The sequence below is a fragment of the Pseudomonas floridensis genome (assembly GCF_002087235.1).
In the GTDB taxonomy this organism is placed as follows: Bacteria; Pseudomonadota; Gammaproteobacteria; order Pseudomonadales; family Pseudomonadaceae; genus Aquipseudomonas; species Aquipseudomonas floridensis.
The window spans coordinates 1-24,574 of sequence record NZ_MUIO01000020.1 but is presented as its reverse complement, the minus strand read 5'-3'; the positions used below and the strand labels follow the sequence as shown (position 1 = coordinate 24,574).

Sequence of the window (24,574 nt, the reverse complement as noted above, 5' to 3'; positions counted from 1 at the left end):
CGCACACACTCCTTGAGGAGCACCCCGATGGCTGTTGGTCTTGGTCCGTTGCCTACGCTGCACCCGGTTCCCGGTTTTGAACTTGGCATCTCTTCTGCCGGCATCAAACGCCCAGGGCGCAAGGATGTCGTGGTCATGCGCTGTGCCGAAGGCTCGAGCGTTGCCGGTGTGTTCACGCTGAATGCGTTCTGCGCCGCGCCGGTCATTCTGGCCAGGCAGCGTGTTCAGGGGCCTGTGCGCTACTTGCTGACCAACACCGGTAACGCCAACGCGGGCACTGGCGAGCCTGGCCTGGCTGCGGCGCGTCGCACCTGTGAAAAGCTGGCCGAGCTGACCGGCGTCGATGCATCCGCCGTACTGCCTTACTCAACCGGCGTCATTGGCGAGCCGTTGCCTGTGGAAAAGATCGAAGGCGCGTTGCAAGCTGCCCTCGATGATCTGTCTGTGGATAACTGGACGGCTGCGGCCACTGGCATCATGACCACTGACACCCTGCCCAAAGGCGCGAGCCGTCAGTTCCAGCATGATGGTGTGACCATCACCGTAACCGGTATCAGCAAAGGCGCGGGCATGATCCGGCCGAACATGGCCACCATGCTCGGCTACATCGCCACCGATGCCAAAGTGTCCCGCAGCGTGCTGCAGGACCTGATCCGCGACGGTGCCAACAAGTCGTTCAACCGCATCACCATCGATGGCGACACCTCGACCAATGACTGCTGCATGCTGATTGCCACCGGTCAGGCCAGTCTGCCTGAGATCACCGAAGCGAAAGGCCCGCTGTTCGACGCGCTGAAGAGAGCCGTGTTCGACGTCTGCATGGAGGTGGCTCAGGCCATCGTGCGCGACGGTGAAGGCGCGACCAAGTTCGTCACCGTCGAAGTCAACGGCGGCGGCAACCATCAGGAATGCCTCGACGTCGGTTACGCCGTGGCCCACTCGCCGCTGATCAAGACCGCGCTGTTCGCCTCCGATCCTAATTGGGGGCGCATCCTGGCCGCCGTCGGTCGCGCCGGTGTGCCGGACCTGGACGTGAGCAAGATCGATGTGTTCCTGAGCGGCGTGTGCATCGCCAGCCAAGGCTGCCGCGCCACGACCTACACTGAGGAACAGGGCTCGGCGGTCATGGCTGAAGAAGAAATCACCATCCGTATCGAATTGGGACGCGGTGATTGCAGCGAAACGATCTGGACCACGGACCTGTCCCACGAGTACGTGAAAATCAACGCGGAATACCGCACCTGATTCATTCCGGCGCGGGTGCTTCGTTCCCGCGCCATTCAATGGAGTTGAGCATGAGCTTGCACCTTATCATCGGTGACAAACGCTATTCCTCCTGGTCGCTGCGTCCCTGGCTGGTACTGGAAATGACCGGTGCGCCGTTCACCGATCAGGTCATTCGCCTGAATCAGCCCGATACCCGCGAGAACATCCTCAAATATTCACCGACCGGCAAAGTGCCTGCGTTGCAGTGCGAGCATGGGACCATCATCGACTCGCTGGCGATTTGCGAGTACCTGGTCGAGCGCTTCCCTGACGCCGATCTCTGGCCGCGTGACATCGCCGCTCGTGCGCAGGCGCGTTCTGCCTGCGCGCAAATGCACAGCAGCTTCGTGAGCCTGCGCTCGAACATGCCGATGGACCTGCGCCACGATCAGGCGCTGGAAGTGATTCCGGTCGACACCCAGAACGACATCGATCGTATCGTCGAGCTGTGGGCTGAATGCCGTCAGGCCGCCACCGAAGAGGGGCCGTTTCTGTTCGGTCGCGCAAGCATTGCCGATGCATTCTTCGCGCCTGTAGCCATTCGCTTGCGCACTTACCGCGTGGCGCTGCCCGACGAGGCGCTGGCCTACATTGAAACCCTTTATCAATGGCCTGCCTTCCAGCGCTGGCAGCAGGCTGGTCTAGAGGAGTCCTGACCGTGAAACGAGTTCACGTGGCTGCTGCCGTCATCCGTGGCGTCGACGGCAAGATCCTGATCGCCAAGCGGGCTGACAGCCAGCACCAGGGCGGTTTGTGGGAATTTCCCGGTGGCAAGGTCGAGGAGGGCGAAGCTGTCGAGACTGCGCTGGGGCGCGAGTTGCAGGAAGAGCTGGGCATCGTGGTCACAGCCGCACGCCCGCTGATCAAGATTGAGCATGACTACCCGGACAAGCACGTGCTGCTGGATGTGTGGGAAGTCTCGGCGTTCACTGGCGAGCCGCATGGTGCCGAAGGGCAGCCGTTGGTCTGGGCCAGTGCTCGCGAACTGGCCGATTACGAGTTTCCCGCCGCCAATCGGCCGATCGTGGCGGCTGCCCGTCTGCCCGGCGAGTACCTGATCACGCCGGAAGGCCTGGACAACATTGAGGTGTTGCGCGGGATTCAGAAGGCCATCGCTGGCGGCATCAAACTGGTCCAGCTACGCGCTCCCGGTGGCTATGACCCGAAGTACCGCGACATGGCGGTGGATGCAGCCGGTCTGTGCGCAGGCAAGGCGCAACTCATGCTCAAAGGGCCGCTGGAGTGGCTGGGCGACTTTCCCTCTGCGGGCTGGCACCTGACCGCCGAACAACTGCGCAAGTACGCAAGCCGTGGGCGGCCATTTCCGGAAGATCGCTGGCTGGCCGCTTCCTGTCACAACGCGGAAGAACTGGCACTGGCTGAGCAGATGGGCGTGGATTTCGTGACCCTGTCACCGGTTCAGCCGACCCTGACGCACCCCGATGCGCCACCACTGGGCTGGGAGCAGGCCGCACAGTTGATCAGCAGCTTCAGCAAGCCGGTTTATCTGCTAGGCGGTGTTGGGCCTGCCGAACGTCAGCAAGCATGGCAAAATGGAGCACAGGGCGTTGCAGGCATACGCGCCTTCTGGCCGGAAGCGCTCTGAAAGGCTGAGCGCTGCTTTGTCGAGCAGCAAACACCGGCCCCGTGGGAGTGAGCCTGTCCTTCGATACACCCTTTTCGCGGACAAGTTGGCTCCCACGCGCCCGCCCTCACTTGTCAGCGCGCCGTGGGAGTGGACTTGTCCACGAAGAGGCCGGTACAGGCGCCAGACATGTAACGCCTGATCCACAGCCTTCGCGGACAAGTCCGCTCCCATATGTCTGTCTTCACTTGTCAGCGCGCCGTGGGAGTGGACTTGTCCACGAAGAGGCCGGTACAGGCGCCAGACATGTAACGCCTGATCCACAGCCTTCGCGGACAAGTCCGCTCCCACATGCCCGCCTTCACTTGTCAGCGCGCCGTGGGAGTGGACTTGTCCACGAAGGGGCCGGTACAGGCGCCAGACATGTAGCACCTCATCCACAGCCTTCGCGGACTAGTCCGCCCCCACATGCCCGCCTTCACTTGTCAGCGCGCCGTGGGAGTGGACTTGTCCACGAAGAGGCCGGTGCAGGCGCCAGACATGTAGCGCCAGACACGAGACGGCTCGACCGCCGTCTCACTCCGGCTTCGGCGCAGGCTGCCATAGAATCTCGGCGATGCCCTGCCGTCTGGCAATGATTCGGGCTGCCACAAACAGCAGATCCGACAGCCGATTGATGTACGCCAGGCCAGCGCCTTCCAGCGGTTCGACCGCATTCAGGTGCTGGCAGCGACGTTCCGCGCTACGCGCCAGGCTGCGACAGACATGCGCCTGAGCAATCAACGCCGAGCCGCCGGGCAGTATGAAGTTTTCCAGCGGTCCCAACTCTTCGTTCCATACATCAATGGCCGCTTCAAGGCGCTCGACTTCCGCGCTGTTCAGCGCCTTGTAGCTGGGCATCGCCAGCTCGCCGCCGAGGTCGAACAGGCGGTGCTGGCAGGGTGCCAGAACCTCGATGATTTCGTTGAGCCCGGAAACGCCCGGTGCCAGCTCAATGAGCCCTGCCAGCAGCAGACCCAGCTGGCTGTTGAGGGTATCGACCTCACCGATGGCCTCGACCCGCGGATGATCCTTGGACACCCGACGGCCGTCACCCAGCCCGGTTTCCCCGGCATCTCCGGTGCGTGTGTAGATCTTCGACAAACGAAAGCCCATGTCAGTGGCTCCTGGTCATAACTTGGAAATAACCTGCTGCTGTACGCTCACCTGATTGGCGACCAGCGGCAGGCGCAAAGTGAAGCAGGTTCCGCTGCCGACGGAAGATTGCACTTCCATCTGGCCCTTGTGGTTGTTGGTGATGATGAAGTACGACACCGACAGGCCGAGCCCGGTGCCCTGACCGATCTCTTTGGTGGTAAAAAACGGCTCGAAGGTGCGCTTTCGCACGCTTTCGGACATGCCGATGCCGTTGTCTTCCACCTGAATCTCGGCCCATGGTGGATTGAGCCGGGTACGTAGAGTGATGCGCCCGGCTTCCTCGCTGTCGGGACGCTGATGAATGGCCTGCGCGGCGTTTTTCAGCAGGTTCAGCAGCACTTGTTCCAGCTCGTTGGCAATACAGGGCACCGGCCCCAGTTCCGGGTCGAACTGACGGATGATGTGCTGGCCCTTGAAATCGAAACCGATGGTCAGGTCAAAGTCATTGCTGGCGATTTCTACTGCCTGATCGATCAGCGCCGGTAGATCGCAAGGCGAAAGCTGGCGATTGCTCAAACGACTGAAGTTGAGCATATGACTGACGATCTTCGCAGCACGCGCACCGGCTTGCTGAATGCCGTCCAGCAACTGCGGCACTTCGCGGCTGGTCAGGTAATTATTGACCACTGCCAGATCGATACCGTCGGCTTCGGCCTGCTCGATGTTCTTGGGCAGATCCGGCGACAGACGCCGACGGATGTTCTGTACGTTGTGCAGAATCGCGCCCAGCGGGTTGTTGATTTCATGCGCCATGCCGGCTGCCAGACCGCCGACCGAAAGCATTTTCTCCGATTGCACCATCATTTCTTCCAGCGAGATCCGCTGGGTGATGTCGTCGATCCGGATGACCACGCCACGGCCTGCGTCACCGGTCAGCGGGTAGAAGGTCAACGCGTAATGACGGGGCTCTTCGTTCTTGATCCAGGTCACGCGCTCGATCTTGGTGACGCTGTGCCGTTCAACGGTGTGCTTGATCTGCGGCAGAAACGAGCGCATCGGTTCGAAGGCAATGAAGATCGGCTGATTCATGGCCTCGTCCAGCGTAGTGCCCGACAAGGCACTGGCTTCCTGATTCCACTGAGTCACGTAAAGCTGTTCGTCCAGTGCGATCATCGCTGACGGCATCGAGTCGATGATGCTGTTGAGGTAGTTCTGGAAGCCGGTGAGCTTCTTTTCGATCTTGCTGCGCACCTGAACTTCCAGCTCAAGCTTGCGGTTGGTGTGTCGGGTTTCCTCGGCCAGACCCTGCGCCTGATCGTAGGCTTCCTGAGAATCGTCGCGGGCTCGTTTGAGTTGCTGCTCGCGGGCTTCGATGCGCGACAGCATGGTATTGAAGGCTTCGGCGAGACTGCCGATTTCGTCTTCGTTGCCGGGTTCGGCGCGCAACGCGTAGTTTTCCTCGCGGGTTACCTGTCGGGACAACTCTTCGAGCTGATAAATGGGCTCGGTGATCAATCGACGAATCTGCCGCGCCACGACCAGCCACAGCAGCACGCTGAACACCAGAATCCCGAGGCTTGCAGTCAGCGTGCCGGTGTAGAACGCAGGCGGCAACTCGCTGCTCGCGACCAACAGCAAGTGTCCCGGTGGCTGCTCGCCTTTGGGCACCGTGATGACCTGTGTGCTGCGAAATTCGGTCAGGCGCCAGCTTTCGAGGTCCTTGAAGTGATGCGGCAATTCGAGGCTGTCACCTTGCTGGACCTGTCCCAGTCGTTCGCCGTCGTTGTCGTAGATGGCAGCAGCGCGAAGCGGGCCGTAACTCTTGAGCTCTCGCAACAGCGCCCGCGCATCGTTAGGCGAGTTCAGCGCATTTTCATTGAGGTTGGCGCTGCTGATCAGGCGGCCGATGGTCTGCAAGGCCTGCGGGGCCATGGCTTCCTGCGAAATGTAGTACGCCGCGCTGATGAAGGTCAGGTTGGCAACCAGCAGCACGGTGGTCATCAGAACCAGCAAGGCGGCCAGCAATTTCTGGCCGACAGGCAGGTTTTCCAGGCGTTGGCGCAAAGGCATGGGGCAGGTCGCAGTGGCAGGTGGAGCAAGCAGGGTAGCGCGGGCTAGTCGGTACGCAAACCCTTGCTTGCCAGAAGCGTGGCCAAGCGCGTCTGCAATTGCAGCAAGTGGGGAGCCGGGCAGCGATGGCGCGCGGCGGCCGCACAGGCGTAACCCAGCAGGTAACTGATTTCGGTGCGCCGCCGGTGCGCGACGTCCTGATACATCGACGAGTAATTGGCCGCCGTCGCCTTGATCACCCTCAGCACCTCGCTGTGCAGGTCCTCGGCGGCCGCTGGCTGACCGCAGCACCGCAGCAGATCGGCCAGCTCGGCGCACAGCGTGGCGACTTCACAGTGATGGTCCAGCAGGCCGCCGTTGCGGCAATCGTAGAGCACCGTCAGCGGGTTGATTGCGCAATTGAGCGCCAGCTTGCGCCACAGGCGGGTGAGAATGTCCGGCGTCCACTCGTGCGGGATCGCACTCGCCCTCACATCCTCGAGCAATGACGGCGGGGCCGGGTCGGTGACACTGCCGAGCCAGGGGAAGCCATGACCGGCAAACACCACCTGCCAGTCGGCCTTGCGGAAGGCACCTTCAGTGCTGGAGGCAAACACGCAGCGCGCATGGGGCACCTGCGCCGCGACAGCGTCCTGACTGCCGAGGCCGTTCTGCAACAGGATGACTTCAGCGTCGGCGTTCAAGCGGTGGGCCAGTTGCGCCACAGCCTGTTCGGCGTCATAGGCCTTGCACGCCACCAGCAATCGGGCGATCGGCACCTGATCGTCAAGCGTCTGGGCAGGTATCGGGAACGAACGAGACGCATCGTTTTCTATCAAAGTCAGGCAGCCACCGGCCGCCTCATACGCGGCCACGCGAGCGGCGTCACGCAGCACCAGACGCACTGGCACGTTCGCCCGCGCCAGTCGCGTGGCCCAGAGACTGCCCAGACTGCCCGCGCCCAGTACATGCCAGAGGGCGCTCATCGGCGATTCATCTGTGAGGAGAAAAGCGACTCTGTGGCAGTGAAATCAGTATTCGACATGAAAGGCTCAGCGTGAAGGCCGGAAAAGTCTCGTTATAATGAGCGTTCTTTCATACCGTCAAGTCATGCGCGCCGTTGATTGCAGTGCGCGCCGTTCAACTGGAGAACATACATGCCCTCGTTCGACGTAGTGTCCGAATTGGATAAACACGAAGTCACGAATGCCGTCGACAATGCCATCAAAGAGCTGGACCGTCGCTACGACCTAAAAGGCAAAGGGACGTTCGAGTTCAAGGAACTGACTGTTACCCTGACCGCCGAAGCGGATTTTCAGCTCGAAGCCATGATCGAGATCCTCAAGCTGGCCCTGGTCAAGCGCAAGATCGACGCCAAGTGCCTGGAAATCAAGGATGCCTACGCGTCCGGGAAGCTGATGAAGCAGGAAGTCATCCTGCGCGAAGGTATCGACAAGGAACTGGCCAAGAAAATCGTCGCCCACATCAAGGAAGCCAAGCTCAAGGTCCAGGCCGCGATTCAGGGCGAGCAGGTGCGCGTTACCGGCAAGAAACGCGACGACCTGCAAGAGGCCATCGCGGCGCTGCGTGCCTACGATTCGGGCATGCCCCTGCAATTCAATAACTTCCGCGACTGACCATTCGCCGTGATTGCCGGGAACCCTTGGTTTCCCGGTCAGTCCGAATCGCCCTGTGCATTGAAACGACAGCCGTCGCTGTCCCTCGACGCCAGTTCGTCAGGTTAAGGAGAGAAAGATGGATTTAAACGCAGAAGTCGGTCACCTGTGGCAAGCGTCGCAGGCCTGGATTCCGATGATCATGCAGTACAGCAGCCGCCTGCTTCTGGCGCTGGTTACGCTGTGTATCGGTTGGTGGCTGATCAACCGACTGACCGGCAAACTCGGTGCGTTACTGGCACTGCGTCACGCGGATCTGGCGTTGCAGGGTTTCGTCAGCAGTCTGGCCAACATCATCCTGAAGATCCTGCTGGTGGTCAGCGTCGCGTCGATGATCGGCGTCGAAACCACCTCATTCGTGGCAGCCATCGGTGCGGCCGGTCTGGCCATCGGTCTGGCGTTGCAAGGCAGTCTGGCGAACTTCGCGGGCGGCGTGCTGATTCTGTTGTTCCGTCCGTTCCGCATCGGTGACTGGATCGAAGCGCAGGGCGTAGCGGGAACGGTCGACAGCATTCAGATCTTTCACACCGTGCTGCGTACCGGCGACAACCGGACCGTGATCATGCCCAACGGCAACCTGTCCAACGGCATCATCACCAATACCAATCGTCAGCCGACCCGCAAGGTCGTGTTCGACATCGGTGTCAGCCACGACGCAGATCTTCGCCAGGCTCTCCAGGTCCTGCTGGACATGGCCAAGGACCCACGCGTGCTCGACGATCCGGCCCCGCAGGCCGTTGTCGCGGCGCTGGGCGAGAACGCCATCACCCTGTCGCTGCGGGTCTGGACCAAGACTGGCGATTTCGGCGACGTGGTGTCACTGTTCAACATCGAAGCGCGTGACCGGCTCAAAGACGCCGGCATCGACATTCCGGCGCCACAGCGGATGATGCGGGTGGTTCAGGAGTAACCGCTAGCAGCAAACAAAAAGCCCTGTCTCTCGCGAGCCAGGGCTTTTTGTTGGGCGGCGTGTCCGTTACAGGTTGGCCAGTGCCACCACGATACCGACCGCCGCGACGCCTGCACCCAGCACGTTCAGGAAAAACCCGAAACGCAGCGCTGTCGAGAGCCTCCACGGCTTGAAGCAGAACGCATAGACGATCAGAAAAATGATCGCGAAAATCTCAAGCTGGCCCAGCAGCACGATGGCACTGCCAACCGTCATCGGCTCAGCGGCGCTTGAGGCGGCATACGCCAGCGCGGTCCAGACCACAGGCACCCAGATACCCAGCCCGATCAAGGCAAGCATCAGGTATTGGTTGAAGCTTGGTTTTTTTGCGGTGTTCACTTCCAGTCCTTGAGCAGGTGAGAGGCAGGCTGAGGTGCCTGGCAGTCAGTAAAGTTCAGACCATCCTAACGCTTTTGGTGCTGGTACGCTTAGCTGAGGTGATGATCAGGATGGCTGATCCCGACCAGACTGCTTCTCGATGAAAGCAAAGGTGTGGCGCTTCCGTCATGTGTTACCTACCTGCCATATTCCTTGCTGTATTCGTAGCGGTCGTCTTTATCCCATTCGTCCACGTCTTTCAGCACGTCTTGTCGAGGTACCGAGTAAAGGCCCATGACTGCTGCGTAACCTACGGATACTCCCATAAGGACAGGCGTGGGCAGCGGATATCTCAACGTATCACGATGGGTATCTTCGGTGGGGTTGAGCGGGCTGCCAACTGGCAGCTTCATGATCGTAAAGCCATTTTCTTTCAGCATGCACGTAGGGTGCATTGGCTGGTCTTCGAACATTTCCGCGATGTCTGCGCTGGATAAGGGTGTAAAGGACTCGTGGATTAACGTCCCCGAATCGTTGAGGGTCATCGTGAAAGTTTGGTCTTTCTTCTCGATACGCACAACTGGTCGATTTTCTGGTTGCAGTGCGTAGTCGCCCACCAGTTCATCGCAGGGCGAAGCCGCTTGCTGGGCATTTACGTAGAACGGTGTGGCCACGCAAGTGCTTACAAACAGTCCGGTCAGAATTTTGAAAAAACGGGTGCTCATGTACTTTCCTTGTATGTTTGGGTGGTTCTCTCGTCTCTTAATCAACCCGAGTCATGGGTGCATGATCATCAACGAGAAGATAAAAGCTGATAGCGCGGTCAGTCCTGCTGCCCAGGCATGAGTCAAAAAGTGGTGCGAATTCCGTTGGAGAGTCTCAATGGTTTTTCCAGATAGCCGTATATCAGCAGGACTAAAGTGGTGATGAGCTCCGCGCACAGAAATGAAAACATCATTCCTACGACGGTCAGCCCTCCCGTGCCTAAATTACTGGTCGTCCCTTAAATGGGTGCGACCAACAACTACGCTACGCGCACATTCACCGCATGGCTGGCGACACCCCGACAACCGCACGCCAACCGATGGCCATGCAGCACCTCCGGGAGGCCGTTCAGCTTTCGGGTGGGATGGCCTTCGATAAAGGCGAATTCACCTGAATGAAGCGGGCAGGTGGCTTTGTCACCGAGCACTGCCGGTGACTTGCCGTTGAGAGTGTGGGTGCCTGCCAGTTGGCAGGACACCACTCGGCCACCACTGCTGGTGGCGTCGCCCAGGCAGACAGGATGGCTCACTCGGCGACAGCTCCGCTTTTTGGCGAGCCATAGGTAAACGGGTCTTTGCCGCGCGTCTGACTATTTTTTGCCTTGCGGGCTTCATCCGGCGGGCGGACCATCTGCACGGTCAGGCTGCCATCGGTACCGGCGTAGACCACGGCGCTGACCCCGCCCTCCTTGTAGCTGGCGATGGTGGCCAGATTGATTTCCACCAGCGCGCCGCTGACCCCGGTATTCCCGAGGCGGCGGCCGATATCGAAGCCTTCCTCGACGTTGCCCAGTTCAAGACCGTGGCCGTCCTTGTTCAGGTCGTGCAGGGCGTTGTTCAGGGCGATTTCGGCCTCGGGGTTGTTGGTGCTGTCGTAGAACACCCGCACAGGTTTCTGACCTTCGGGCAGGGTCTCCAGTGCTTGCACCCAAGCGGCCTGCAGGGCTTTGGCTTGCAAGCCCGGTTTCAGGCGCTTGCCGTTTTCGTCCGTCATCGATGCTTTGATCGGACGGTGCAGGTAGCCGAGTACCGGCGCAGCATCGAATTCCTTGACCTGATGCTCAGCCCAGCGGATGGGCAGCCAAGGGGAGGGCTCGAAATTGCCGGGACCGCGGTTGCTGATGGTTTTCCAGAAGGCGGGGAGTTGGGCCTGCCAGTAGGCGGTGGACATGGTACCGGGGGCAAGTGGAATTACAACACCCTTGGCTCTTTGTTCGTTTTCATACTGTTCCGTAAATGCGACATCACGATTCCAGTAGAAATCCCAAAGCTTGCCCATATCGGTATTGTTGTTCTGATTGTCTTCCGTTTCGTCGGTCGCATAGGTACGAATATATCGATCTACCCTGTCGGAACGGGTGACCAGCAATCCGGTCATGCTCTCGAATATAGTGGGTACTACTTGAGAGTTTTTTTGTAGACCTGGAGTGCCTGCCACACGCAAACCATTTCGCGTGACGTCACCATCTTCACTTACGATCAGCGCTTCAGGCACCCTGGGATTGTCGTCAAAAAAACGGAATAAACGCTCAAGCATTTTTTGAGCATGAGTAGTGTTTTCAGCGTCTTGCCACAAAACGAGCGTGACCCCAAGGGTCGCTGCATTTCGACCACTCATTATATTACTTGCCGCTCCCATGTCCGAGGGCTGTTTGGGAGGCGCGATTGCAAATGTTGGAACAGGCCAATACGCAACAGATTCTCCAGCGGAGTGCTGGAATGCCACGCGTGTGTTTATGCTTCTAGTGATCTCGCGCGAGCTCAGGCCTGAATCATATTCCTTTGGGGAGGATGAGTATATTGATGCAAAATTGTTGTTCTTCGTGACTATTTCTCTCCACACTGAAGATTGATGCCAATCATGGACCGTTATGCCCACCCCCCTTATTTCCAGCGAATAATTTCGTTTTTGCGCCTCTTGCTGTTCTGATGCCTGACTCATCACTTTGGATTTATAGGCGACTAGCTCGGCTTTTTCATGTGCGACGGCTTTACCCCACCAGTGTCCGCTGTAAGCGAAGAGCGTAAAGCCTAAAACTGCTACCACACCCCAGCGTGTTACTGAATTTATTGCACGCAGTTCCATGTTGTTTTCCTGTGCTTTGAAATGGACAAGCAGGACGAATCCTAACCAAAGTATCAGCAGCATTCCGGTTATCCAGAAGTAAAGCTTCAGCTTCGGTCTTGTTGATACTTTATTTTTTTGCTCCATCACTGAGCCTCACTTTTTTTTGAGGCAATATCGATTAGAGAAGGGGGGGTCAAAGATACCAGGCTGGCAGAGGGGAACTTTCCGTATTCGTAATATTTATGGCTGGCTGCTACCAGTAACTGCGCGTCAATACTGAGTCGTTCCCAACTAGGCATTTTTAGGACATATCCGAACATCTGTTTATCCATCTTCCAATCCGCAATCGCCACCAGCACATCACGCATATCCGGATCGTCCAGACACTTAGCCTGGCCAATCGCAATATCCATGGCCGTCACCCAGCGCTGGTTTTCCGGGCTGCGCAGCAGGCCCGAGTGATAGCTATTGGGGGCCAGTACGTCAGTGCTTTTATCCATGTATTCACGTATTTCGTTCGGGGTCTCTTCCCGTACGATGTCGTAACGATCGGTCGGCCGCGGCGCACCGTCGCCTGTTACCCGACGTTTGCGCATGATACGGGTTTGATCTCCTGGGGCTTTGCCCATGTTCCATTGGGCCAGCTCTCGTTCCAGATCTATCGATCCGGTATGGCTGCGAACGTAGCGCCAGTTGAACTTTGCCATGGGATTGCCCATTGCAGATGCCTGGTTCGAGTCGTCTGGTCGGTCACGACCCGATTTGGTTGGCGTTCCCTCTTCTTCCTCTCCACCAAACATTTCCGGGGCATGGGGCGGGTACAGTTGTTCTGCGTTGATCAGGCACAGATGTCCTTTTTCCACGGGAGCTTGCGAAACGAAACCCGTGATCATCTCGCCGCCGGGATAGCGAGATTCGTTGTTAGCGCGTAACAGCTCATACCCCGGGGGCTTTCCAACCATCACCGGTGATCCGTCACGGTGGCGTTTCGTCCACATACGTTGATAAAAGCGCAGGGCCTTTAATTCAGCCATGGGGTTGCGATTGCTTTTTTTACCGTGCGTATCCCACACGCCGTATGTGCCGATACCTCTCACATCATCCAGTGCGACGGTGGTGTCGTCCGGGCAGAAATACAGATACACCTTGCCTCGGTTATCGCGTTCGGGAAATACCGTCAGGTTACCAACCCGGTCCTTGCGCATTCCTTGTGTCGGCCCCCACTGCGGGCCGCTGCGCCCACAATAATGTGCAGGGTCGCGCAGGTCCGACAGCGGCGGCTGGGAATGGGGTGCTTGAGTGACCTCATTCACGATGCGGGTCAGTGTGGTCAGCGTGTCCTGACCTTCGGGCGTGGCTTCCGGGAACAGGCAGTAGGGGGTGTCGACCATGATCAGGGTATCTGCGCAACGATCTCCGCCATCGACCAGTAGTGCTTGCGCCAGCAAGGTAATAAGTGTGCCCTGGCTATGCCCCATGATCGTGACAGTCTCGTCAGGCGACACTCGCCGGATCTCTCGAACCATCATGGCCAGCCGGTGAGCGGCGAGGACGTAATAGCGCCGGTGCGGGTTTCCACCAATGTAATGAGTATTGGGCAGAAATCTACGAGCCATTTTGTAACGCCCGTTGAGCGACACGCCCTTTTCATACATGTCCAAGATGTTGTTGGTGGCGTTAACGAAGAAACCACCCGCCTTGCCGAAATGTCGGTCCAGGCGGTTGCCCTGTATGTCCTGGTACTGATTGCGCAGTCTGGTGGGGTCGTTGTTCTTGTCCCGACTGATTTCACCGGGCTCAGCCCGATACCCCCAATAAAAGGGAATCAGCAAGCTGCGAGTTTTCGGGTCCTCCGTATCGCGTTTGTAAAGATTGGTGTCAGGATCGTCGAGCAGTTGTTCCTCTCGATCTCCCAGCGTTTGTTTATCTTGGCGCTTGCGCCTCGCTAGAGCGTACTCAAACCCATACCTCCCCGCCACCAGATCCGGCCGATCCAGCCGCTCATTGACCCCCTGACATAACCCGGTTTCCACCGACTCATACGATGCCCCAGGGTCGTTTACTCCATGCAGAAAGATCACTACGCCGGGCAGGTCGGCGGGGACTTCCATCTTGCATTCCGTGTTCAGGTTGGGGATCAGGCGTGTGGTGCCTTTGGCAACGGCGTACTCATCTGCACCGTTCATTGCGAACCTCCCTTTGGCGTGCCGCTGCGTAACGCAGATACCTGGGCCTGGTGCATCATTTCGCGCTCCACGCGTTCGGTCAGTCCGCCTGCGTCCGTTTTCCCTTTCACCATGCTGCCGTCTTCCAGTTTGATCTCATAAGCGTGATCCACTGCTGCCCGCGGACTGTCCTCACTATGACCGGGATAGTGGAAGGCAAGGCGCTGTGCGGCGGGGTCGCGGCCGAAAGCCGGGATCGGGGCGCTGTCTGTCTTTGGGCCAACCCAATCATGTTCGCTGGCGTGGACGGTGACCTTGCTCTGCGAGCCGATCTCAATGCCGCCGCCGATCTTGATGTAGCTGCCGTCATCGGCCACCAGACGAATAGTCGGTGCAGTGATGACGACTTCGCCTTCGACTGCCGAGGCGTGCAGGTTTTTCTGAGCGTTAAGGGCGATGTCGTCTTCCTGCGCCTGCACCAGCACCTTGCCGCGGTTGGCAATGGCGCTGATGCCAGCGTCCTGAGCAAAGGCTGAAATGCCTTTGCCTGCTTGCAGGTGCATTGCTGCCCCGCTGGTCATTTGCAGGTGGTTCTGCGCCGTGGTGTCGTGGTTCTCGCCCGCGTAGTGAGCCTGTGAACGCGGTGTGGCGCTGGCGATACCCGCTTCGGCCGTGACGGCCAATACAGGATCGCCCGCTGCGTTGCTCTCCGGGGTCGGCCATTGGCTCAGCGACTGACGCAGCGCCTCGATACCCTGAGTGTCCACAGCCTGCCCACCGCGAGCGGCTGCGGTTTCGCCAAGCGATTTGAACAGTTCGCCGCATTCGGCCAGCAGCTTGAGCAGTTCCTCGCGGTCCAGTTGCGAGCCTCTGGCGTCCTGGCGGGCATAGGTGGTCAGCAGCATGCCTTGCGCGGCACGCAGGGCAATGGCGGCATCGGTGCGCAACTCTGCACCGTTGCCGCGCGGCTGGGCGGTGCCATCGATGCGGGGAGCGGTCAGTTTGCCCAGGTTGAGCGCGGAGGCGTGATGGGTGGTGCCCACGCGTGCCCGCAAAGCACCGGGCGTGTCATCGAACAGCAGTTCGTTGAAACCGCTGCCTTTATGCTCCTGGGTCTTGATGCCCGACAGGGTTCGGTTGCCCGGCAGGCCCGAGGCTTTGCTGAAACTGGGGGGCATGTTGTGGGTGTTGTACAACACGGAGGTGACCAAGGGGCGATCAATGTCACCCGCCAGAAACGTCACCAGCACTTCCTGCCCGATGCGCGGCAGAAACTGATGCCCGAAGCCGCCGCCCGCACTCGGCATGGCGACCCTTACCCAAGTCGTGCCCTGCGGGAGAGAGTCGCCGCGCTGCCAATGAAAACGAACCTGAATGCGCGCCATTTCATCGGTGAAGACTTCTTCGCCTTCCGGTCCGACCACCATTGCGCTCAGCGGGCCAGGCACGGTGGGGCGCGGCACGGTGATCATGTGGCGGTAGGGAATCTTGTGACGAATGCATTCGAACTGGTTGGTATAGCCCGCGTCGTCATCGGACAGGTAATTGTTGCGTCCCTCGTGCTTGACCTTCAGCAGCAGGAAGCGCCTGTCCTCGGCCGACCCGAAGTCATGATCGAAATGCTGGGTCAGCTCAAAGGTGCGGCCCGGGTACATGGCGCGGCAGTTGCTGCTGCCTTTGAACGTCTTGGCCTGAACTTCCATCGCTTCCAAACGATGACGCACCAGGTGCTCGCCATCACTGGGCTTACCGTGACTGTAGTGATCAAGAAAGTCATAGACCTCATAGGACTCGGCGTTGCCTTGTTCATTCAGGCTGGGCATGCTGACCGGCAACTGATTGCGCGGTTGCTTGTAATCGAATGTCTGAATCGACAAGCGTCCTGATTGCAGTACGCGATTGCTGCTCCATTCGGTGATCGAGTCGGCTGTCTCGGTCACCGATGCGCTGTGGTAGCGAATGACCGGCTGTTGTGTCAGTGGAGAAAGATGCCGGGACTGGTCGGTAATGATCAGCGTGTGGGTATCTTTCTTGTGTTCGAAGTAGAAAAACAGGCCTTCGTGTTCCATTAGCCGCAATACGAAATCCAGATCGGTTTCCCGGTATTGCGTGATGTAGCTGCGGGGCGTAAGTGGCTGGCCTAAATGAAACTCGAAATCGGCCAAGGCGCCGTAGGCGGTAAATACTTGACGCAGCACATCCTCGATCGTCTGGTCCTGAAAGATCCGGGAATCAACACGGCGTGACAGTATCCACAGCCACGGACGCAGCTTTGCGTTGTAATGCGCGATACCGTCGGCACTGCCTTGCAGTCCGAATTCGCTGATGTAGCCGTGAATATGACGTACGTCGTCCGTCGCCAACTCAATTTCAAGCAGGGCAGGCTGGCCTATCTGGGATTTAAGCTCCAGCATTGCGTCGCGGCTGATCATCGACAGATCAAAGCTGAACAGCTCCGACAAGCCTTCAGTGCCGGAGAACGCTTCCAGCAACAACTCCTGCTCGTTGCGCGCGACAGTCGTCAGCTTGATCAGCCGACGGTTCTGCGGCGCGAAAACGCCTGTCAACTCCCTCAACGTTGTTACTCCATTATAAAAAGGCGTTTCTTTGATGCAGCCGCCGACAGGGGCACGCTCTGAGGCGAGCATCCATGCAATCCGGCAATATGATGATCATTGCCAGAAGCTGCACTAGTTGAGATTAATGCTTTTAGTGACGCGTTTGTGGTTGCGGCACGGCCATCAGAATGCCAGCCCTTTCGTAAGTTCCCGTAGGGCCTTTCTTACGGACAAATAAATGTTCAACTAAGGGAGGTGCATCGCTGCAATCTAGAGAGTAGAAGGGCGCAGCTATAAGATCTGGCTGAAGAAATCGTTTCATTCAGCCAGCGTAGAGGATTGTCATCACGGTTTTTCGACAGTCTGTACTTCTACAGGATGCTCGGTTTTTCCGATGCGCGCTTCCTTGCTCCACTGCAGAATGATCATCGCCAAGGTAGGCACCCCCAGCAGTGCGGTGATCAGGAAGAAGTTGTGGTAGCCGAACTTCTCGACCATCACGCCCGAATAACCACCGATCAGGCGTGGCAGCAGCAGCATGATCGAGCTGAGCAAGGCGTATTGCGTGGCGGAGAACTTGAGGTTGGTCAGGCTCGACAGGTAGGCCACGAACGCCGAGGTGGCGAGGCCGGAGCTGAGGTTGTCCAGCGAGATGGTCAGGATCAGCATCTTGATGTTGGGACCCATGTCTGCGAGCAGCAGAAACAGGATGTTGGTGGACGCGGAGCTCAGGCCACCAATGAACAGGATCGGCATGATGCCGAAGCGCACGATCAACAGACCGCCGACACCGGCACCCAGCAACGTCATGATCAGACCGAAGATCTTGCTGACGCTGGCGATCTGATCCTTGGTGAAGCCCTGGTCAATGTAAAACACGTTGGCCATGACGCCCATGACCGTGTCCGACATCCGGTAGGTCGCGATCAGGCCCAACAGCAGCAACGCCTGCCAGCGGTAGCGCATGATGAAGTCGTTGATCGGCGTCAGCACCGGCGCCAGGCCGCGGCGTCCCATTGAGGACAGGCAGCCGATGGTCAGCAGCGTGTAGAGGATCGCGCGCAAAAACGCCCGGTCCTCCAGCAGCAGGTCCATCCAGCTGGTGCCGTCGAACAGCACGCTGGCGAAGTCGGTGTTGTACAGCTGAGTGAACATGGCCGGAACCGACACCAGCAGCACGATCAGCACGAAGACCGAGGCCAGTTGGTGAGTGAAGCCGTAGCGCGCTGCCGACAGTTGAGTGCGCAGCGGCACGGGCGGCTCGCGCATGATCAGGGTGGTAATGAGCGCCGGCAGCATCAACAGGCCGAACAGCACATAGGTGCCCGTCCAGGCCGAGTGCTTATAGGCGAAGCCGGTCGAGCCGAAACCCTCTGCGAAATATAGCGCGCCTGCGGTGGCCAGCAGCGCAGCGACGCGGTAGCCGGACATGTAACTGGCGGCCAGTGCGGCCTGCTGCGTGTCCTGAGCGATTTCGAGGCGATAGGCGTCGATGGCGATGTCCTGAGTCGCGGACGCAAAGGCGACGACCACGGCAATGGCGATCAACCACGACAGATGTTGCTGCGGATCGCAGAACCCCATGCCGATCAGGCCCAGCAGCACCAGACTTTGGGACAGCACGAGCCAGGAACGGCGACGTCCGAGCTTTCCGAGCAACGGCAGGCGCCATTGATCCAGCAGCGGTGACCAGACCCACTTGAACGCATAGGCAAGGCCAATGAGGCTGGCGTAGCCAATGGTTTCGCGAGCGACACCCGCTTCGCGCAACCAGACGGATAATGTAGAAAAGACCAGCATGTAAGGCATGCCCGCAGCGAATCCGAGCAGCAGCAACACTAGAGTCGATGGGCTGGCATATGCGGCGAGCGCGGCGCGCCAGGTTTTACGGGGCATGGGCTGGAATCTGCCTCAGGTTACGAAAACAAAGGGCGCACTCTAACCGTTGAGCTATGTGGGGCGCCAGCCATGACGTTGCATATCAACCCGATTGTTCAGAATGGTAAGGCCTTCGGCACGTAAACGGGCGCGCTGTTCGTCACCTGAAGGGCTGCCCACGGGCAGACTGAGCCTGCCGCCAGCGCCCAGAACCCGATGCCAGGGCAGGGAAGAACCGTCCGGCAGTTGGCTCAATGTGCGGCCGACCCAGCGCGCCGCTCGGCCTAGCCCGGCCAGTTCCGCTAACTGGCCGTAACTGACGACTTTGCCTTCGGGTACCTGAGCGAGCGTCAGATAAAGCGCCGTACGCCGTACGTCGGCCGGGGAAAGGCCGCTCGGGTCGTTTTGCTCTGCCACGGGGTCAGTCACCTGTTTATCCTGTATAAAACGCGATTGATTGTCGTTTCCTGGAACTACGGACGGATCTTACGGTCTGTGATTCCTGTGTCTGGTAGTCCATGGTTCCTCCCATGCGTTACCTTGCCGTCTTTCCAGCGGGATGATGCCCGATTTCCCGCCAAACAGAGCCTAGTAGTCGCTTATGTTGTCCAGAACCCTTCTGTGCCTTGCCATCACCACCGCTTCCACTCCCTTGCTTGCCGACACCGTCTGGTTGAAGAACGGCGATAGACTGACCGGGACCATCAAGGTTTTCGACGGCGGTAAATTGCTGCTGCAGACCGCGTACGGTGGCGCCATTCCACTCGACTGGAAACAGGTCAAGACCCTGGAGAGCGATCAGCCGCTGCTGGTCAAGCAGGATCAGTACACGGGCGAAGTTGCCAAGTCGCTGAAAGCGTCCGACGACGGCAAGGTCGTCCTGGCCAACGGCGAAGCGCCCAAGACGGTCGAGCTGGCGAGCATTCAGCAGATCATCAAGCCCAAGCCGGTTATCACCGATCTGGTCTGGAAGGGCAACATCGACGCCGCGCTGGATTTCCAGCAGGCCGAGAACGACACCAATGACTACAACGTTGCCTTCAAGACGTCGGCGCGCCATGGTCAGTGGAGACACAACGCCCGAGGCGAATACAACCGCGAGACGACAGATGATGTGGTCGGCACCGACAACTGGAGCGCCGAGTACTCGATCGACCGCTTCCTGACCGAGAAATTCTTCTGGGACGCCCGCGTTACCTACAAGCGCGACAAGATCGAAGACCTGTCCCGCCAGCGTGTTGTGGGTACCGGTCCCGGCTATCAGTTCTGGGACGACGAACTGGGTGCCTTCAAGGTCGGAGCGCTGCTCAACCGCACCGATTTCGAGTTCTCCAACGGTGAGAAGGAAAACTTCTACTCCGTTGCCGGTACATGGGATTACAACCGCTACCTGATCGGCAAGAAAGTCGAATTCTTCACCAACGGCGAGCTGGGCAAGCCGCTGAGTGGCGTTGCCGATTACTCGCTGGATGTCGAGGCGGGGCTGCGCTACAAGGTCACCGAATGGGCCTCGCTCAACCTCAAGGCCGAGAAGGACGTCATCAGCGGTTCCAACAATGGCGATGTCGACAAGACGCGCTACACCGCAGGCTTCGGCGTCGCCTGGTAAAACAGGCGGTCAGACGACGCGCTGTTTCTGGCGCGTCGCTGACACGTTACGTCACATCTTACATGCGCATGGCACCATCCAGTTCAAGGATGCGTCCGCTGAAATAATCGTTTTCCAGAATGTAAGCCACCGAGTGGGCGATTTCGTCCGGCTTGCCCATGCGTTTGAGCGGGATGGCCGAGGTCATCTTTTCCAGCGCTTCGGGCTTCATGCTGCCGGTCATTTCGGTCTCGATGAAACCGGGGGCTACGCCTGCGACGCGAATCTCATAACGAGCAAGTTCCTTGGCCCAGGTCACGGTCGCCGCTGCAACACCCGCCTTGGCGGCCGTGTAGTTGGTTTGCCCGATATTGCCCGCCCGGGAAATCGACGAGATATTGATGATCGCGCCCTGAGTCTGCTGCTCGATCATCTTCGCCGCCACTTCGCGTGTGCACAGGAAAACACCGGTCAGGTTGACGTCGATGACGGACTGCCATTGCGCCAGGCTCAGCTTGGACATGACGCCGTCCTTGACCTTGACCAGCAACCCGTCGCGCAGGATGCCCGCGTTGTTGACCAGGCCATGAATGGCCCCGAATTCTTCAGCGATGGTGTTCACTGTCGCCACGACCTGATCTTCATTGGCGACATTGCACAGGTAGGCCCGCGCTTCTACACCCTTTGCCTGGCAGGCGGCCACTGCCTGGTCGAGCTTTTCCTGATTCAGGTCCACCAGCGCCAGCTTCGCGCCTTTACCGGCCAGATACTCAGCCATTGCCCGGCCGAGCCCCTGGCCGCCGCCGGTGATCATGATTACCTTGTCTTTCAATTCCATATGCGTGCCCAATCGGATTATTGTCTTCATGGCTTCGCTGACTCATGCGAGTCCGAATGCCATTGCCAGAGCACGTTATATTCTGTTTCCGCGCGTTCGTCTTCAACTCGACGAAAACGTTATAAGGAGTCACAAGGTGAGCGCGAAAGCCTCTAAGAATGCCCGACACCTGCTGCTCAAGGAGTACAGGGCGGTACTGTCCACGCACTCCAAATCCATGCCGGGTTATCCGTTCGGTTCGGTCGTGCCGTTTTGCCTGGATGATCTGGGCTGTCCGCTGGTGTTGATCAGCCGTATTGCGCAGCACACGCACAACCTGACGCTGGACCCCAAGTGTTCGCTGCTGGTGGGCGAGCGGGGTGCCGAGGATGTTCAGGCGGTGGGTCGTGTGACGGTTCTGGCGCAGGCCCGCAAGCTCGATGACGGGGATGCCATCGAAGCCGCGGCACGGCGTTACTACCGGTTCTTTCCCGAGTCGCAGAGCTATCACACTGCTCACGATTTCGACTTCTGGGTGCTGGCACCTGTGCGTTACCGCTACATCGGCGGTTTCGGGGCCATTCACTGGCTGGACGATGTCGCACTGGCCAACCCGTTCGCCGGTAAGGTTGAAACCGGGATGGTCGAGCACATGAATCAGGATCACGCCAAGGCCATTGCCCATTACGTCGAGCTGTCCGGCTTGCCCCGCACAGAGCCTGCGCAACTTGTGGGCATCGACAGTGAAGGCATGCACCTGCGCATTGCGCAAAGTCTCTACTGGTTGGCGTTCAGCGGCCCTTGTAATACACCGACACAAGTGCGCGAAGCCTTGGTTCAGCTGGCTCATGCGCAGAAATGGCCAGTGATTGAAGAACAGTGCGCTTGAATTAACGACTTTCTGACATCACATACGGTCTACTGGCAAGGCACCCTTGCGCTGAGGAACTGATTTGATGCGTGTTTTTTTGCTGATGTTCTTACTTTTTCCGGTACTCGAACTGTTTCTGCTGGTTCGGGTCGGCATGTCCATTGGCTTTCTCTGGACATTCCTGCTGGTCCTGGCGACTTCGATGCTGGGGCTTTTTGTCATGCGCGTGGCCGGCTTTGCCACGGCTCTGCGCGCTCGTGAAAGCCTGTCGCGCGGCGAATTGCCTGCCCAGCAGATGCTTGAAGGTCTGATGGTGGCGGTAGGTGGCGGCTTGCTGCTGTTGCCCGGCTTCATCAGTGACATTCTGGGCGTGATCTGTCTGTTGCCTGTCACGCGCCGCGTGCTGATCAACAAAGTGCGCGAGCGGGCCGAGGCTCAGGCCATGCGTCAGCGGGCCTTCGCCGACGATCTGCAGACCCGTGCCAATCAGGAGGCGGCCGGCAGTCGCCCCCACGCGATTCATCAGCCCACCCGTGAGCCCGACGTGATCGAAGGTGAGTTCGAACACCGCGACAAGTAATCCGCCCCGCCTCCAGCACGGCACCTTCGGGTGCCGTGTCCGTTTTCATGCCCCGCGTCGGCGTAAAAAAATTCTTGCCCAAGCCTTGTAATACCCTTGCCCGCCCTTATGTATGGGTCACCGCAAGGTTTCTGGCCTCAACGCCAGACCGTATTCTGCGGTTCGCGCGTCGAACCGTAACCGGCAAGTCCGGATTTATAACCGGCCGGTGCATTCACCGGGCGCTCAAAAACCATAATCAGGAGATCGACAATGAAGCTTCGTCCTCTGCATGACCGCGTCGTAATCCGTCGCAGCGAAGAAGAAACGAAAACTGCCGGCGGTATCGTTCTGCCAGGTTCGGCTGCCGAAAAGCCAAACCGTGGCGAAATCGTCGCTGTTGGTACCGGCCGCGTGCTGGACAACGGTGAAGTACGTGCGCTGGCCGTGAAAGTGGGTGACAAAGTGGTGTTTGGCCCTTATTCCGGCAGCAACACTGTGAAAGTAGACGGCGAAGACCTGCTGGTGATGAGCGAGAACGAGATTCTCGCTGTTATCGAAGGCTGAGTGCTCGCGCTGATTTCCGTTACTACAAAGTATTCAAGGAATAATGATCATGGCTGCTAAAGAAGTTAAATTCGGCGATTCTGGCCGCAAGAAAATGCTCGCCGGTGTAAACGTCCTGGCTGACGCAGTAAAAGCGACCCTGGGCCCAAAAGGCCGTAACGTCATCATCGAGAAGAGCTTCGGTGCTCCGCTGATCACCAAAGACGGTGTGTCGGTCGCCAAGGAAATCGAGCTTAAAGACCGCTTCGAAAACATGGGCGCGCAACTGGTTAAAGACGTTGCCTCCCGTGCCAACGACGACGCCGGTGACGGTACCACCACCGCTACCGTTCTGGCTCAAGCCATCGTCAACGAAGGCCTGAAGGCCGTCGCTGCCGGCATGAACCCGATGGATCTGAAGCGCGGCATCGACAAGGCGACCATCGCCATCGTTGCTCAGTTGAAAGCGCTGTCCAAGCCATGCACCGACACCAAGGCGATTGCCCAGGTCGGCACCATCTCGGCCAACTCTGATCACTCCATTGGCGACATCATTGCCGAAGCCATGGAAAAAGTGACCAAAGACGGCGTTATTACCGTTGAAGAAGGTTCGGGCCTGGAAAACGAATTGTCTGTCGTTGAAGGCATGCAGTTCGACCGTGGCTACCTGTCCCCGTACTTCATCAACAAGCCGGACACCATGGTTGCCGAGCTGGACAGCCCGCTGCTGCTGCTGGTTGACAAGAAGATCTCCAACATTCGCGAAATGCTGCCGGTTCTGGAAGCCGTCGCGAAAGCAGGTCGTCCTCTGCTGATCGTTGCCGAAGACGTTGAAGGCGAAGCCCTGGCGACTCTGGTTGTGAACAACATGCGCGGCATCGTGAAAGTCGCAGCCGTCAAGGCTCCAGGTTTCGGCGACCGTCGCAAGGCAATGCTGCAGGACATCGCTGTCCTGACTGGCGGTACCGTTATCTCCGAAGAGATCGGCCTGAGCCTGGAAACCACTACCCTGGAACACCTGGGTAATGCCAAGCGCGTCGTGCTGAACAAAGAAAACACCACCATCATCGACGGTGCTGGCGTCAAGACCGACATCGACTCGCGCATCGCTCAGATCCGCCAGCAAATCGGTGACACCAGCTCCGACTACGACAAAGAGAAACTGCAAGAGCGTCTGGCCAAGCTGTCTGGCGGCGTTGCTGTGATCAAGGTCGGTGCCGGTTCCGAAGTTGAAATGAAAGAGAAGAAAGCCCGTGTTGAAGACGCCCTGCACGCTACCCGTGCAGCCGTTGAAGAAGGCGTGGTACCTGGCGGCGGCGTGGCACTGGTTCGCTCCCTGCAGGCTATCGAAGGTCTGAAAGGCGACAACGCCGATCAGGACGTCGGTATCGCTCTGCTGCGTCGTGCCGTCGAAGCACCGCTGCGCCAGATCGTTGCCAACTCCGGTGACGAGCCAAGCGTCGTGGTCGACAAGGTCAAGCAGGGTTCGGGTAACTTCGGTTACAACGCTGCTTCCGGCGAATACGGCGACATGATCGAAATGGGTATCCTGGACCCGGCCAAGGTCACTCGCTCTGCTCTGCAGGCAGCGTCCTCGATCGCCAGCTTGATGATCACCACCGAAGCGATGATCGCTGACGTGCCTGAAGACAAGCCAGCAGGCGGCGGCATGCCGGACATGGGCGGCATGGGTGGTATGGGCGGCATGATGTAAGCCAGCTTTACCCCTCAAGTTTCACCCATAAAAAACCCCGCCTGGTGCGGTAATGCTGTTCACTTA

The 24,574-nt window shown here is 58.8% G+C and carries 22 protein-coding genes; 10 read left to right on the top strand and 12 right to left on the bottom strand.

What is annotated here, in order from left to right; genetic code table 11:
• Nucleotides 1-27 precede the first annotated feature (27 nt).
• From argJ to BZK31_RS07070, 3 genes are read left to right on the top strand one after another with little or no spacing between them, the layout of a single operon-like run.
• On the top strand, nt 28-1,245 hold the full coding sequence (gene argJ, locus BZK31_RS07080; protein WP_083182077.1) for a bifunctional glutamate N-acetyltransferase/amino-acid acetyltransferase ArgJ: 1,218 nt from the start codon (nt 28-30) through the stop codon (nt 1,243-1,245).
• Between the two features lie 50 nt (nt 1,246-1,295).
• A complete protein-coding gene (locus BZK31_RS07075) occupies nt 1,296-1,922 on the top strand; it encodes a glutathione S-transferase family protein (RefSeq protein ID WP_083182076.1) in 627 nt (208 codons plus the stop codon).
• A gap of 2 nt (nt 1,923-1,924) precedes the next feature.
• Nucleotides 1,925-2,872 carry a Nudix family hydrolase gene (locus BZK31_RS07070; protein ID WP_083182075.1) on the top strand — a complete coding sequence of 316 codons (948 nt, stop codon included), beginning with the start codon at nt 1,925-1,927 and terminating at the stop codon, nt 2,870-2,872.
• Nucleotides 2,873-3,427: 555 nt separating this feature from the next.
• Here the strand turns inward: BZK31_RS07070 and BZK31_RS07060 are convergent.
• The 3 genes from BZK31_RS07060 to BZK31_RS07050 are packed head-to-tail and all read right to left on the bottom strand — an operon-like array spanning nt 3,428 to nt 7,023.
• Nucleotides 3,428-4,006 carry a cob(I)yrinic acid a,c-diamide adenosyltransferase gene (locus tag BZK31_RS07060; RefSeq protein ID WP_083182074.1) on the bottom strand — a complete coding sequence of 193 codons (579 nt, stop codon included), beginning with the start codon at nt 4,004-4,006 and terminating at the stop codon, nt 3,428-3,430.
• Between the two features lie 15 nt (nt 4,007-4,021).
• Nucleotides 4,022-6,058: a sensor histidine kinase gene (locus BZK31_RS07055; protein ID WP_083182073.1), complete on the bottom strand. Its 2,037-nt coding sequence runs from the start codon at nt 6,056-6,058 to the stop codon at nt 4,022-4,024.
• A gap of 44 nt (nt 6,059-6,102) precedes the next feature.
• The gene (locus BZK31_RS07050) at nt 6,103-7,023 is read right to left on the bottom strand and encodes a putative 2-dehydropantoate 2-reductase (protein ID WP_083182072.1); all 921 of its coding nucleotides are present in this window, start codon (nt 7,021-7,023) and stop codon (nt 6,103-6,105) included.
• A 171-nt stretch (nt 7,024-7,194) separates the two neighbouring features.
• On the opposite strand from BZK31_RS07050, the gene BZK31_RS07045 reads away from it, so the two are divergent.
• Nucleotides 7,195-7,674 (top strand): YajQ family cyclic di-GMP-binding protein, encoded by a 480-nt coding sequence (locus tag BZK31_RS07045; RefSeq protein WP_003304827.1) that lies wholly within the window; start codon nt 7,195-7,197, stop codon nt 7,672-7,674.
• A gap of 118 nt (nt 7,675-7,792) precedes the next feature.
• The gene (locus tag BZK31_RS07040; protein ID WP_083182071.1) at nt 7,793-8,623 is read left to right on the top strand and encodes a mechanosensitive ion channel family protein; all 831 of its coding nucleotides are present in this window, start codon (nt 7,793-7,795) and stop codon (nt 8,621-8,623) included.
• A gap of 66 nt (nt 8,624-8,689) precedes the next feature.
• Here the strand turns inward: BZK31_RS07040 and BZK31_RS07035 are convergent, their stop codons facing one another.
• The 8 genes from BZK31_RS07035 to BZK31_RS07000 form a co-directional block, all read right to left on the bottom strand.
• Nucleotides 8,690-9,001, bottom strand: coding sequence for a hypothetical protein (locus BZK31_RS07035; RefSeq protein ID WP_083182070.1), 312 nt, complete (start codon nt 8,999-9,001; stop codon nt 8,690-8,692).
• Between the two features lie 176 nt (nt 9,002-9,177).
• Complete coding sequence (locus BZK31_RS07030; protein WP_083182069.1) at nt 9,178-9,705, bottom strand: hypothetical protein; 528 nt, start codon at nt 9,703-9,705, stop codon at nt 9,178-9,180.
• A 299-nt stretch (nt 9,706-10,004) separates the two neighbouring features.
• A complete protein-coding gene (locus BZK31_RS07025) occupies nt 10,005-10,274 on the bottom strand; it encodes a PAAR domain-containing protein (protein ID WP_083182068.1) in 270 nt (89 codons plus the stop codon).
• Nucleotides 10,271-11,956 (bottom strand): type VI lipase adapter Tla3 domain-containing protein, encoded by a 1,686-nt coding sequence (locus BZK31_RS07020; protein WP_167377876.1) that lies wholly within the window; start codon nt 11,954-11,956, stop codon nt 10,271-10,273. Before BZK31_RS07020 ends, BZK31_RS07025 begins: the two co-directional genes overlap by 4 nt.
• Nucleotides 11,956-13,998 carry a T6SS effector phospholipase Tle3 domain-containing protein gene (locus BZK31_RS07015; RefSeq protein ID WP_083182067.1) on the bottom strand — a complete coding sequence of 681 codons (2,043 nt, stop codon included), beginning with the start codon at nt 13,996-13,998 and terminating at the stop codon, nt 11,956-11,958. Before BZK31_RS07015 ends, BZK31_RS07020 begins: the two co-directional genes overlap by 1 nt.
• Nucleotides 13,995-16,553: a type VI secretion system Vgr family protein gene (locus tag BZK31_RS07010; RefSeq protein WP_244182644.1), complete on the bottom strand. Its 2,559-nt coding sequence runs from the start codon at nt 16,551-16,553 to the stop codon at nt 13,995-13,997. The genes BZK31_RS07015 and BZK31_RS07010 overlap by 4 nt, the downstream gene beginning before the upstream one ends.
• A gap of 327 nt (nt 16,554-16,880) precedes the next feature.
• Nucleotides 16,881-18,431 (bottom strand): AmpG family muropeptide MFS transporter, encoded by a 1,551-nt coding sequence (locus BZK31_RS07005; protein ID WP_083182065.1) that lies wholly within the window; start codon nt 18,429-18,431, stop codon nt 16,881-16,883.
• Between the two features lie 54 nt (nt 18,432-18,485).
• A complete protein-coding gene (locus BZK31_RS07000) occupies nt 18,486-18,842 on the bottom strand; it encodes an MGMT family protein (protein ID WP_083182064.1) in 357 nt (118 codons plus the stop codon).
• A gap of 172 nt (nt 18,843-19,014) precedes the next feature.
• On the opposite strand from BZK31_RS07000, the gene BZK31_RS06995 reads away from it, so the two are divergent.
• Nucleotides 19,015-20,022, top strand: coding sequence for a DUF481 domain-containing protein (locus BZK31_RS06995; protein WP_083182063.1), 1,008 nt, complete (start codon nt 19,015-19,017; stop codon nt 20,020-20,022).
• Between the two features lie 58 nt (nt 20,023-20,080).
• Here BZK31_RS06995 and BZK31_RS06990 read toward each other — a convergent pair whose 3' ends face one another.
• Entirely contained in the window at nt 20,081-20,839 is a 759-nt protein-coding gene (locus tag BZK31_RS06990; protein ID WP_083182062.1) for an SDR family oxidoreductase, read from the bottom strand.
• A 136-nt stretch (nt 20,840-20,975) separates the two neighbouring features.
• Here BZK31_RS06990 and BZK31_RS06985 point away from each other — a divergent pair, with 136 nt between their 5' ends.
• The 4 genes from BZK31_RS06985 to groL all read left to right on the top strand — a co-directional run bounded on the left by BZK31_RS06985 (nt 20,976) and on the right by groL (nt 24,508).
• Nucleotides 20,976-21,707, top strand: coding sequence for a HugZ family pyridoxamine 5'-phosphate oxidase (locus BZK31_RS06985; RefSeq protein WP_083182061.1), 732 nt, complete (start codon nt 20,976-20,978; stop codon nt 21,705-21,707).
• Nucleotides 21,708-21,774: 67 nt separating this feature from the next.
• A complete protein-coding gene (locus BZK31_RS06980) occupies nt 21,775-22,269 on the top strand; it encodes an FxsA family protein (protein ID WP_083182060.1) in 495 nt (164 codons plus the stop codon).
• Nucleotides 22,270-22,521: 252 nt separating this feature from the next.
• Nucleotides 22,522-22,815: a co-chaperone GroES gene (locus tag BZK31_RS06970; protein WP_004881479.1), complete on the top strand. Its 294-nt coding sequence runs from the start codon at nt 22,522-22,524 to the stop codon at nt 22,813-22,815.
• Between the two features lie 49 nt (nt 22,816-22,864).
• Nucleotides 22,865-24,508 carry a chaperonin GroEL gene (gene groL, locus BZK31_RS06965; RefSeq protein WP_083182058.1) on the top strand — a complete coding sequence of 548 codons (1,644 nt, stop codon included), beginning with the start codon at nt 22,865-22,867 and terminating at the stop codon, nt 24,506-24,508.
• Nucleotides 24,509-24,574: the final 66 nt, after the last annotated feature.